Below are 11,556 nucleotides of genomic sequence, written 5' to 3'. Positions count from 1 at the left end.
TCTTCATTATAGCAAAAAACGAACCGCCGAGGGCGGTCCGTGGACGTCAGTCGGCCACTGTATGGCGGACTGGGCGTGGTTTATTCGGGACGTCATGACAATGGCGGCAACGCGGCTCATACGACTCCGAGGCACCGACCAAGATGACCGGATCCTCGAAACGGGCCGGTTCCCCGTCAATCAATCGTTGCGTCCGGGAAGCCGGCGCCCCGCATGACAGACAGATCGCCTGCAGTTTCGTGACGAATTCGGCACGTGACAACAGTTCCGGCATCATTGTGAACGGCTCGCCTCGGAAGTCCATGTCGAGTCCAGCGCAGATGACACGTTTGTCTTCTGACGCCAATTGCTCAATCACATCGACGATCCCTTCGTCGAAGAACTGAACCTCGTCGATGGCGATGACTTGCGTCTCTTCGCGCACCGCATCGTACAAATCTTGACTCGATTGAATCGGTACGGCCACGACCGAATTGCCGCTGTGGGAAACGACGTTTTCCTCATGGTAACGGTCGTCAATCGCCGGTTTGAACACTTGGACAGGGATTTTCCCGTAATGCGCCCGACGGACACGGCGGATCAGTTCCTCCGATTTCCCAGAAAACATACTCCCACAAATCACTTCTATCCAACCGTAACGGTTCGTCACATGCATCATTCTACTTCGCCCTCTCCTTCGTTAATCGCTTTCCGATTATAACCATCTTTCGGTCACAGGAAAAGGGTTGACTTCTGACAAAAATCGGAACGGCATGCTCCCGTCCCGATTTCGCTTCATTCGTCTGCCGCTTCTTCTTTTTTATTATCAATCAAATGCAATTTTCGAGCGAGCGGTCGAATCGTCAGCCCGTGTAGTGTCACAGAAATAAAGACCAGTCCGATCGTGAGCGGTAGCATTTGCGACGCGTCGTCAATCCCGAGATGCGCCACTTCTTCTGCGAAAAAACCGGCGACTGTCATGGCGACGATTCCACGCGGGGCAATCCATCCGATGAAACCACGTTCGCTGAGCGGAAGCCCGACGCCGATTGTCGATCCATAAATCGCGAGCGGACGAACGAGAAACAAAATGCCGGCAATCGTCAAAAGAAGCGGCCATTGGAAGATGTTGAGCAGTTCATCGCGTGACAGCGACGCCGTCAGCAGGATGAACACCGACGAGATGAGCAAGATCGAGATGTCCTCTTTAAATGATTGCAACTCCTCGATGATTTCCTCATCCCGATGTTTCGTGTTCGCCATCGTCATTCCCATCGCCGTCACGGCGAGCAGACCGACTTCGTGCATCATGAATTCACTCAATGAGAACAAGATCAAGACGGCCGTCAACGTGACCGAGGCCCGGAGATAGCGAGGGATTTTCTCACCGACAAACCAGCCCATCAACACGTGCCCGAACAAGTAACCGAGACCGATGCCGACGAGGCAAGCGCCCGCGAACAAGAGTTGCATCCACAAGTCCATTCCTTCATAGACGATATAACCGATGCGGATGACGAACAAGCCGAGCAGGGCGCCGACCGGGTCAACGATGATTCCTTCCCATTTCAAAATGGCACCGACCCGATCCTTTAAATGCGCTTGGCGCAATAACGGGATGACGACCGTCGGACCGGTGACGACGAAAAGTGCGCCCATCGTCCAAGCGACAACCCAATGGAGACCTCCGACGTATTGAATCAACAGTGAGGCCCCGACGAACGACAGCGTCACCCCGATCGTCACGATGCGGACGATGGAGCGGCGAAATTGATTGATTTCACTGAAATGGAGGCCGAGGCTCCCTTCAAACAAGATGATAGCGACGGCAAAAGAAATGATCGGGCTATACAGTTCACCGAGCAGTTCTCGCGGGTCGAACAATCCGAGCATCGGCCCGGCCAGTACACCGGCGACCGTCATGACGATGATGGCCGGGATTTGATAGCGCCAGGCCAACCATTGTGACAGAATACCGACGCCAATCAATAAACTGATACTAATCAGTATGAATTCCATAAAAGCCCCCTCACGTCAGTCTTTCGTCTCTTTACCCATCAGAAGACAACAAAAAACCGCCAAGGGCAATCCCTAGGCGGTGTGCATACAAGTTGACGATTAACGTTGGTACTTCTTGTTGAAGCGCTCGATACGACCGTCTGCAGATGCGAATTTCTGGCGACCTGTGTAGAACGGGTGCGAATCAGAAGATACATCGACACGGATGAGTGGGTATTCGTTACCATCTTCCATCGTGATTGTCTCGTTAGAGTAACGAGTCGAACCAGAGATGAATTTGAACTCAGTCGTCGAGTCCATGAATACGACTTTACGGTATTCTGGGTGGATTCCTTGTTTCATTGCTTTTCAACTCCTTCGGCCCTAAGTATTCTTTCAACCTAGAGAAAGTTCACTAGAATATAATAGCACCCGGCTCACGGATTTACAAGTCTGTTTTCGTTTTTTTCACCGGGCGTCGACTCTTTTTCTTATCGGCCTCAAGCGCCGCAAAAAAGTCGAGGTTCGTTTTCGTTTCGCGGACCCGCCGCAAGAACTGATCGACGAAATCTGGCGACTCGTTCATCGTCCGTCGAATCGTCCAAAGCGAGTCGAGCTCGCCTTTGCCGAGCAGCAATTCTTCCTTGCGCGTTCCCGAACGACGGATGTCGATGGCCGGGAAGATTCGGCGTTCCGCGAGCTTCCGGTCGAGATGGAGCTCCATGTTGCCCGTCCCTTTGAACTCTTCATAGATGACGTCGTCCATGCGTGACCCTGTGTCAACGAGCGCCGTACCGAGGATCGTCAAACTGCCGCCGTCCTCGATGTTACGGGCCGCCCCGAAGAACTTCTTCGGTTTATGGAACGCGGCCGGGTCGATTCCGCCGGAGAGCGTCCGTCCGCTCGGTGGGACAGACAAGTTATACGCTCGCGTCAGACGCGTGATCGAGTCGAGCAGGATGACGACATCCTTCTTGTGTTCCACGAGACGCATCGCCCGCTCTAAGACGAGCTCTGAAATCCGGGCGTGGTTCTCCGGTGTCTCATCAAACGTCGAGTAGGCGACGTCTGCGCCCGGCACCGAGCGCTGGATGTCCGTCACTTCTTCTGGCCGCTCGTCAATCAAGAGAATGATCAACTCGACGTTCGGATGGTTCGTCGTGATCGAGTTGGCGATCTCTTTTAAAAGCGATGTCTTCCCGGCTTTCGGCGGGGCGACAATCAACCCACGCTGTCCAAATCCGACAGGCGCGATCATGTCCATGACGCGGACCGACAAATGATTCGGCTCTGTCTCGAGCACCATCTGCTGTTCCGGGTAAATCGGCGTGAGCGCCGGGAAGTAATCCCGATTCCGAGTCGAGTCGGCCGTCTCGCCGTTGACCGCTTCGACACTGAGCAGCCCTTGGAACCGTTCATTCTCTTTCGGTTTCCGGACTTTCCCCGTCACGAGGTCCCCGTTGCGAAGATTAAAGCGCCGGATTTGCGAGGCGGCGATGTAGATGTCTTCAGACGATTGAGAGTAGTTGATCGGTCGGAGGAAACCGAAGCCTCCATCATTTTGGGACTGCGGGTTTGGCGGGATGATCTCAAGGATGCCTTCGAGGAAATAAAGATCTTTCGATTCAGCCTGTGATTTTAAAATCCGAAACATGAGCTCGCGCTTGCGCGCCTCTCGATATTGGGGCACGTTCACTTCTTTCGCGATCTCATATAATTCTTTCAACGTCTTCGTCTCGAGTTCCCGAAGCGTGTAATTTTTAGCCGGTTCTGTCGCTTGACTCATTCAAGTCACCTGTCTTTCATGATTCTATATTTCAAAAATAAACGTTCAATCCTCATTCATCTAATCACAATTTTGTCGAGCCGTCACTGTTTGAAAAACGGCTTCATGACAGTCTATTCCCCTGTTGTTGAAAACATAACAGTCTTTTTCCTTTCTATGTAACAAACAAGTCTCTATTCTCGCATATTGTTTCAAATATGTTACAAGAAAACCGTTTTTGTCTCGCGATTGAAAAATGCCATCGGTCTTGCGCATGATATAGTTTATTTGCACAGGAAACCGGGTAACATACGCAACTTGTGCTCTAATCTTGTTTATACACATCGATCATATACAGCCACTTAGGGTTTTATTTTAAAAAACGGAGGGAAATATATTATGTTAAAGCGTTTCGCATCTATCATTGTCGCTGCCACTCTCGCTTTCTCGGGTCTTGCTTTCACAACAGGTGAACAAGCAGAAGCCGCTACTGGAACATTCGCTTACTCGAAAGTTAACGGCTTGAACATCCGCACAGCACCGTCGCTCAAATCGAAAGTCACGACAACGATGAACAAAGGCCAACGCTATACATACCTCGGTAAAGTTGGTTCGTTCTACAAAATCAACTACAAAGGGTCTCACCGTTATATCTCAGCTTCATCGACATATACGTACTTGAAGCCAAACACGAAAACAGCGACTGCGAAGAAAGTCACAACGTCTTCTACATCAAGCGCTCGTACGAAACTCGTAGCCGAGTCGAAGAAGTATCTTGGTACACCTTACCGTTACGGCGGAACGACAACTTCAGGATTTGACTGCTCAGGTTACACAGGTCATGTCTACAAAAAAGCCATCAACAAATCGATTCCACGTGATTCACGTTCGCAATACGCAAACTCGAAAAAAGTTTCGAAGTCAGCGATTCAAGCCGGCGACCTCGTGTTCTTCTCACACAACGGCCGCACGATCCAACACGTTGGAATGGCACTCAGCAAAACACAAATGATCAACTCTGAAACAGGCGGCGTTAAATACGCGAGCTTCACATCAGGTTACTGGGCACCACGTTATGTCGGTGCAGGCACGTACCTCTAATTTAAACGATCAAACGACTCGGTTCATCGGAACCGAGTCGTTTTTTTCGTCTGGACGTTTCGCAACACCGTATCCGTGCTCGTCAACACCGAGAACGTCCCATCCGTCTCCAAGACGACAGCCTCGACTTGATCGAAATCCGTCCCGCTCGATCGAATCGCCTGCAACACTTCAATCTCGAGCACCCGTTCCCGGCGCATCGTTTCCTCTAAATATGTCCCGTCATAGTAAAGCAGTGCCGGCGTCGACTTGATCAGTTGATTCACACGTTTCGAGCGGGTCGCCAATTTGGCCATGACGTATTGCATGAACACGAGCGTCGCAAACGCGGTCAGTCCGTTCAGCAGCGGTGTCTGGCGACTCGTGAGTGTCGTCGCCAAAATTGATCCGAGCGCCACGGTGACGATAAAATCGAAGGCGTTCATTTTGGCGAGTGTCCGCTTGCCGGAGACGCGCAAGATGAGGATGATCGCCAAATAGGCTCCCACCCCGGTCAGTATGATTTGCAACATCGTTCGCAGTTGGTCCATCGTCTCCCTCCTTCTCTACTGCTGTTCCACGAAGCGCATCGATTCAATCCCTGTTCATCTTCCGTTCATCTGGCTTCGTTACGATAAAGCCATCACGTTGAAGGAGTTGTTCTATGCCATGGAAAAGATTTGGAGTCTTCGCTTAATTCGCCTCGCCGCGCTGTTCGGTGTCATCGGGACGGCGCTCGGATCGCACATGTCGGGTGCCGGCAGTTATGCCTTTCGTCCGATTCATGCCCACATTCTGCTCGCCGGTTGGCTATCGGTCTTCGCCTGGGGCGTCTTCTATCGCTTGTATGCGGTCCGGAACCAATTACTCGTCACGATTCACGGGTGGACGGCTGTCATCGGATCAATCGGATTGACGAGCGGAATGTGGCTCTATACGATGAACCCGTTCCAATGGAATGAGACCGTCACCCTCGTCTATTTCATTATCGGGGGCACGGTCTCATTAATCAGTTTCATTCTCTTTTTGATTGTCACGTTTATGATCGACCAGGACGAGCGGGGTTGAACCCTGCTCGTCATTTTTGTTTTAAGGCGCCTCGCGCATTCGTCGCTGCGAATACGACCATGATGACGCTCATCGCCCCGGCGACGGCAAGTCCAGCCGATAAGGCGCTCCAATCGATCGTTGGTTGCGTCAAGACGGCACGCATCCCTTCAAAAATATACGTCGTCGGATTGAACGTCGCCGCCACTTTCAGCCACTCGGCCTCAATCAACTCTTTCGGGACGAACGTCGTCGATAAGAAGATGAGCGGGAAGAACAAGAGCGTCCCGGCCTGGGCGGCCTGAGCGTTCCGTGTCTTCAGCGCGACACCGACCGAGTACCCAGCGAAACCGAGGCCGAACCCGATGGCGAGCAACACCGTGAACAAGAAACCAGGCAAACCGACCGGAATCGATAAGCCGAGCAAGAACGCCACCGCGAAGATGAGGAGTGTTTGGACGAGCAGTTGCAACATGCCGGCGATCATCGGTCCGAGCACGATGGCCGTCCGCGTCGCTGGCGTGAGGAGCAACCGGGCGAAGTACCCGCTCTCGATATCACGGACGAGCGCTTGTCCCGTCCCACCGGCCCCACCGACCGCCCCAGAGACGATGGAGACGGGCAAGATGAAGTTCAAATAGGCGCTCCCATCAAACTGAGGAAGCGAAGCGACACTCGACAACCCGCTCGTGTAAACCAGTAAGAAAAAGACGGAAATGATCAAGTTCGGGATGAACGAGAACGGGTTGCGAACCGTCGTCAACAGACTTCGTTTCGTAAATAACCATGTCTCAGTCCACATTCGGCACTCCTCCTTCATAAGATTCTCCGGTCACTTTCAAAAACACGTCGTCGAGCGACGGCTGTTTCACGGTCAAACGTTCCGGTTGTAGTCCCTGTTCATCGAGCCGGCGGACGACATCCATCAACGTATGGTCGACGAGCTCGAACGCTACGTGTTGCCCGGTCGCCGCATGACCGAACAGACCCGCGGCGGCCGTCGCCTCTTGGGGATTATGAAACATCATCGAAATCGTCTCTCCGCCGACGAGGCGCTTCAGTTCTTCCGCCGTCCCTTCACTGACGAGTTTCCCGTGGTGGATGATGGCAATCCGGTCGGCCAGTTCATCTGCTTCTTCTAAGTACTGAGTCGTCAAGAAAATCGTCGTGCCGAACTCCTCGTTGAGCCGTCGCACCTCATTCCAAATCTCGATGCGGCTCGCGGGGTCGAGACCCGTCGTCGGTTCATCTAAAAACAACACGGTCGGGCGATGGACGAGCGTGAGCGCTAAATCGAGCCGACGCCGCATCCCGCCCGAATATGTGCCACTTCTCCGGTCGGCCGCTTCGGTGAGCGAGACGACACGAAGCAATTCCTCGGCGCGCATCTCCGCCTCTTGTTTGGTCATCTTGAACAACCGCCCTTGCAGGACGAGCAGTTCCCGCCCGGTCAATACTTTATCGATCCCGGTCTCTTGCAGGGCGACACCGATGGACAACCGGACGTCTTTCTCTTGTTTGACGACATCAAATCCGTTCACGCGCGCCTTCCCTTCGGTCGGCCGGACGAGCGTCGTCAACATTTGCACGGTCGTCGACTTCCCGGCCCCGTTCGGTCCTAAAAATGCGAAAATTTCCCCTTCCTGGACCGAGAACGAGATGCCATCGACGGCAGGGACATCTCCGAACGTCTTGACGAGTGACTCCACTTCAATCATCCTCACACACCTCCTGCCCTTCCTTTCCCGTTCTGCGTGCATTGTAAATATGTAGGAACACATCAAAAAAGCCGCGGACATCACGTCCGCGACTCGAGAGAATTAAGGTTTCATGACCATTTTCGGTTTTTTCTTCAAGGAGTGGATGCCTTCGACGAAGCGGACCGTCCCCGACTTGGCACGCATGACGACCGAGTGCGTCTGGCCGCCTTGTCCTGTGAACTGGACACCGCGGAGCAGCTCCCCGTCTGTCACGCCCGTCGCCGCGAAGATGCAATCTTCGCCTTTGACGAGGTCGTCTAGAAGCAAAATCCGGCCCGTGTCGGCGATGCCCATGTCTTGGCAACGCTTCTCTTGGGCTTCGTCTTCAGGAAGCAGACGGCCTTGGAAATCACCGCCGAGGCACTTCATCGCGACGGCCGCAATGACACCTTCCGGCGCTCCGCCCGAACCGAGCAATAAATCGACCCCCGTTTTCGGGAACGCCGTGTTGATGGCCGCGGCCACGTCACCGTCTGGAATCAACTTGATGCGAGCACCCGTCGCCCGGACGCGTTGAATCATCTCTTCGTGACGGTCACGATGTAAGATCGTCACGACGACGTCTTCGACGTTCTTGTTCTTCGCCTTGGCGACGATGGCGATATTCTCTTCAATCGAATTGTCGAGACTGATCAATCCAGCCGCTTCCGGACCTACGGCAATCTTGTCCATATACATGTCCGGCGCGTGGAGCAAATCACCGGCATCGGCGACAGCGAGGACGGCGAGCGCGCCCCACGTCCCCGTCGCGACGATGCTCGTCCCTTCGAGCGGGTCGACGGCGACGTCGAGACGTGAGCCATAACCGTTCCCAACTTTCTCACCGATATAGAGCATCGGCGCCTCATCCATCTCACCTTCACCGATGACGACGACCCCTTTCATCGGGATCGTATCGAACACTTCACGCATCGCGGTCGTCGCCGCGTCGTCCGCTTCTTCTTTCAAGCCTTTACCCATCCAGCGAGCCGAAGATAGCGCTGCCGCTTCTGTGACTCGGACCAATTCCATTGATAAACTACGTTCCACCCGAATTCTCCCCTTTGTTACTCGGACACCTCATCGACCCAGGCGAGGGCGCCGAGTTGTTTTAGTTTGCCGACGAAATCGACATAAGAATCGTTCAATTTTTCCGCATGGATCACCGTGGATTCACCACTCGCTTGAAGTCCTGCCAAGACGAGTGCCGCCCCGCTCCTCGCGTCCGCACATTCCATTTCCGCATTGGCGAGTGTCGTCCCACCACGGATGACGGCCGAAGCGTCCTCGAGCGTGATCTGTGCGTTCATCCGTCGCATTTCCGCGATATGGCGGAAACGTTGGGCGTACAGTTTATCCGTGACGACACTCGTCCCGTCTGCTTTCAACAGCGCGGCCGACATGATCGGTTGCAGGTCGGTCGGATATCCCGAATAGTGGAAGACGCGAATATCGATCGGACGGAAGGCGTTCGCCCGTACTGTGATCGATTCCTCGTCCACTTCGACTTCAGCCCCGTAATCCATCAACTTTTGGATGACACCTTCTAAGTGGGTCGGGATGACGTTTCGAACCGTCACTTCCCCTGCCACAGCACCAAAAATCATGAATGTCCCGGCCTCTAAGCGGTCAGGAATTAGCGTGTGCGTGCAGCCGTGTAATTTGTCGACCCCTTTAATGCGAATCTCGTCGGTCCCTGCCCCGATGACATGTGCCCCCATCGAAGTGAGCATCGTCGCGACGTCGACAATTTCCGGGTCGATGGCCGCGTTCTCGATGACGGTCGTCCCGTCTGCGAGTACGGCCGCGAGCATGGCGCTCACCGTCGCCCCGAACGAACGAAGGTCGAGATAAATCCGATTCCCTTCCAACTTTTCAGCGTTCACATGATAGAGTCCCGATTCGTTCTCGACTTTAATCCCGAGACGTTCGAGTGCTTTCAAATGTAAATCGATCGGTCGTGGACCAATCGCATATCCACCGGGAAGCCCGACGGCCCCTTTCCCAAAACGAGCCGCAAACACCCCGAGCAAATAGACAGCGGCTCGGACTTTACGCGTTTCTGAGCCGAGTAGCGGCATGGCGACAGCGTCTTTCGCATGAAGCGTCATCCGCTCCCCGTCCCGTTCAATCGCGACCCCGAGTTCTTGTAATAGACTGAGCATCACTTCGACGTCCTCGATCACGGGGACGTTTTCAATCGTCACCGGTTCTTCCGTCAACAGTGCTGCGACGAGACAAGGCAAGGCGCTCTGTTTGGCACCGCTAATGTCGACTGTTCCTTCAAGCTTTTGCTGTCCTACGATATGGAGAATTTCCACGATGATCAAACCTTTCTGCGACAAACTTATTTGGATTGAGCGTTGTTCCAATCCGCTAAGAATTGCTCGATCCCTTTGTCAGTGAGCGGATGTTTCATCATCTGTTCGATGACTTTATATGGTACCGTGGCGATGTCAGCGCCAAGAAGGGCTGCTTTCGTCGCGTGAACCGGATGGCGAACGGAAGCCGCGATGATTTCCGTCTCGATCCCATGAATGGCAAAGATATTGGCAATCGTCTCGACAAGGTCGAGGCCATCTTGACCGATATCATCCAAACGACCGATGAATGGCGAGACGTATGACGCGCCGGCCCGAGCCGCAAGTAACGCTTGGTTGGCGTTAAAGATGAGTGTCACGTTCGTCTTGATGCCGAGCTGTGAAAACGTATTGACCGCTTCCATGCCTGCTGGCGTCATCGGTACCTTGACAGTAATATTCGGCGCGATGGCCGCAAGTTCCTTTCCTTCTTCCACCATACCCGCTGCGTCGAGCGCAATAACTTCCGCGCTGACTGAGAGATCCCCGACGATCTCACAGATTTCGCGTAGCCGTGTATGGAAATCGACGCCTTCTTTGGCGACGAGCGATGGATTCGTCGTCACGCCCCCGATGACGCCCATCTGATGAGCTTTCTTGATGTCTTCCACGTTTGCCGTATCAATGAAAAAACGCATGTACAATTCCTCCTCGAATGGTGTTGTGATCGCTTACACTTCTTATTATGAGGAAATTGTCATGGAATTGCTACACCCTTTACGTCAATGCGGCGATGGCGAACATCGATCCGATGAGTAAACCAACGCCGACAAGCGTCCCCACTGCCGTCCATCGTTTCACGTTTTTTTGTTTTGTCTCAAACTCTTGATACGGCCCTTTCTTCAAGCGCTCCGATCCATGCGTCTCGATCCAAAGTCCGACCGCGGTCTCTTCGTCGGTCACGAGGTTGCCTGTATACGTGAACGGGATGATTTCTTCGGGTCGACGGAGCATGTCGAACCGCTCCCGCCGTGTCGCGATGTTCGCCCCGATCCAGTAGAGCCGTTTCGGTGTATAGAAAACTGGCACGCTATCTCCGATAAAATACTGAATCCACTGTTCGAACGCGGCGAGATCGCGTTGGTCGAACAAGATTTCCATTGAATCCTCCTCGGTCATGATGGCGAGCATCGGGCACAACTCAATCGTCCGTCGTCTATAGGGATGCGGCATGGCCGCTTCTGTCTTTCGGACGATGGCCGGGAAGAAGACGACTTGCTTGATCGCATCGAGCGGGAACGATTGCTCGACTGACTCACCTGGCTCGTGCCGATACGTCGTCCCCTCAATATGTGTCGCGGTCACTTGATAGTGCGATTGGTGCCGCTCTTTCCAGAACAGCTGGCGAAACAGTTGCAAGAACCGATACACGCCGTAACCGCCGAGTGCAGTGAGTGACAACAGCGGAATCAACCACGGTTTCGGATTCATGAGGATGAGAATGACCGGCAGCGCGGCAAAGGCCAACGTTATACCAATTATAATGATGGGACCGACGATATAAAAAATGCGCCAAAATGATTCTGTCGAACGTTCTTGATACTTCATGCAAACTCCCCCTTTTCATCTATATACGGTACCCTAACCG

13 protein-coding genes are annotated in these 11,556 nt (G+C 53.5%); 2 read left to right on the top strand and 11 right to left on the bottom strand.

Annotated features, from left to right (window positions below; translation table 11 throughout):
- Positions 1 to 46: 46 nt before the first annotated feature.
- The 4 genes from KNP60_RS01410 to rho all read right to left on the bottom strand — a co-directional run bounded on the left by KNP60_RS01410 (position 47) and on the right by rho (position 3,763).
- Positions 47 to 658 carry a thymidine kinase gene (locus KNP60_RS01410; RefSeq protein WP_021066110.1) on the bottom strand — a complete coding sequence of 204 codons (612 nt, stop codon included), beginning with the start codon at positions 656 to 658 and terminating at the stop codon, positions 47 to 49.
- A 116-nt stretch (positions 659 to 774) separates the two neighbouring features.
- Entirely contained in the window at positions 775 to 1,998 is a 1,224-nt protein-coding gene (locus tag KNP60_RS01405) for a cation:proton antiporter (RefSeq protein WP_034779247.1), read from the bottom strand.
- A gap of 99 nt (positions 1,999 to 2,097) precedes the next feature.
- Positions 2,098 to 2,340 carry a type B 50S ribosomal protein L31 gene (locus KNP60_RS01400; protein WP_021066109.1) on the bottom strand — a complete coding sequence of 81 codons (243 nt, stop codon included), beginning with the start codon at positions 2,338 to 2,340 and terminating at the stop codon, positions 2,098 to 2,100.
- 82 nt (positions 2,341 to 2,422) lie between these two features.
- Positions 2,423 to 3,763 carry a transcription termination factor Rho gene (gene rho, locus KNP60_RS01395; protein WP_214796690.1) on the bottom strand — a complete coding sequence of 447 codons (1,341 nt, stop codon included), beginning with the start codon at positions 3,761 to 3,763 and terminating at the stop codon, positions 2,423 to 2,425.
- A gap of 378 nt (positions 3,764 to 4,141) precedes the next feature.
- On the opposite strand from rho, the gene KNP60_RS01390 reads away from it, so the two are divergent.
- A complete protein-coding gene (locus tag KNP60_RS01390; RefSeq protein WP_034779250.1) occupies positions 4,142 to 4,843 on the top strand; it encodes a C40 family peptidase in 702 nt (233 codons plus the stop codon).
- Between the two features lie 23 nt (positions 4,844 to 4,866).
- Here KNP60_RS01390 and KNP60_RS01385 read toward each other — a convergent pair whose 3' ends face one another.
- Positions 4,867 to 5,373 (bottom strand): DUF421 domain-containing protein, encoded by a 507-nt coding sequence (locus KNP60_RS01385; RefSeq protein WP_138858767.1) that lies wholly within the window; start codon positions 5,371 to 5,373, stop codon positions 4,867 to 4,869.
- A 118-nt stretch (positions 5,374 to 5,491) separates the two neighbouring features.
- Between KNP60_RS01385 and KNP60_RS01380 the strand changes: the two genes are divergently transcribed.
- Entirely contained in the window at positions 5,492 to 5,890 is a 399-nt protein-coding gene (locus KNP60_RS01380) for a hypothetical protein (RefSeq protein WP_214796689.1), read from the top strand.
- Between the two features lie 10 nt (positions 5,891 to 5,900).
- Here KNP60_RS01380 and KNP60_RS01375 read toward each other — a convergent pair whose 3' ends face one another.
- The 6 genes from KNP60_RS01375 to KNP60_RS01350 form a co-directional block, all read right to left on the bottom strand.
- Positions 5,901 to 6,671 (bottom strand): ABC transporter permease, encoded by a 771-nt coding sequence (locus tag KNP60_RS01375; protein ID WP_214796687.1) that lies wholly within the window; start codon positions 6,669 to 6,671, stop codon positions 5,901 to 5,903.
- Entirely contained in the window at positions 6,661 to 7,587 is a 927-nt protein-coding gene (locus KNP60_RS01370; protein ID WP_214796685.1) for an ATP-binding cassette domain-containing protein, read from the bottom strand. The genes KNP60_RS01375 and KNP60_RS01370 overlap by 11 nt, the downstream gene beginning before the upstream one ends.
- 102 nt (positions 7,588 to 7,689) lie before the next feature.
- Positions 7,690 to 8,658, bottom strand: a complete 969-nt coding sequence (glpX, locus tag KNP60_RS01365) for a class II fructose-bisphosphatase (protein ID WP_029594665.1) — start codon at positions 8,656 to 8,658, stop codon at positions 7,690 to 7,692.
- Between the two features lie 17 nt (positions 8,659 to 8,675).
- Positions 8,676 to 9,929, bottom strand: a complete 1,254-nt coding sequence (gene murA / locus KNP60_RS01360; RefSeq protein WP_214796683.1) for a UDP-N-acetylglucosamine 1-carboxyvinyltransferase — start codon at positions 9,927 to 9,929, stop codon at positions 8,676 to 8,678.
- A 26-nt stretch (positions 9,930 to 9,955) separates the two neighbouring features.
- The gene (gene fsa, locus KNP60_RS01355; protein WP_034779261.1) at positions 9,956 to 10,606 is read right to left on the bottom strand and encodes a fructose-6-phosphate aldolase; all 651 of its coding nucleotides are present in this window, start codon (positions 10,604 to 10,606) and stop codon (positions 9,956 to 9,958) included.
- Positions 10,607 to 10,685: 79 nt separating this feature from the next.
- Positions 10,686 to 11,516, bottom strand: coding sequence for a hypothetical protein (locus KNP60_RS01350; RefSeq protein WP_214796681.1), 831 nt, complete (start codon positions 11,514 to 11,516; stop codon positions 10,686 to 10,688).
- Between the last annotated feature and the right edge of the window lie 40 nt (positions 11,517 to 11,556).

It is taken from the genome of Exiguobacterium sp. s5, from assembly GCF_018618075.1.
Taxonomy (GTDB): domain Bacteria; phylum Bacillota; class Bacilli; order Exiguobacteriales; family Exiguobacteriaceae; genus Exiguobacterium; species Exiguobacterium mexicanum_A.
The sequence above is the reverse complement of the archived record's forward strand: the minus strand, read 5'-3'. Positions and strand labels throughout refer to the sequence as shown.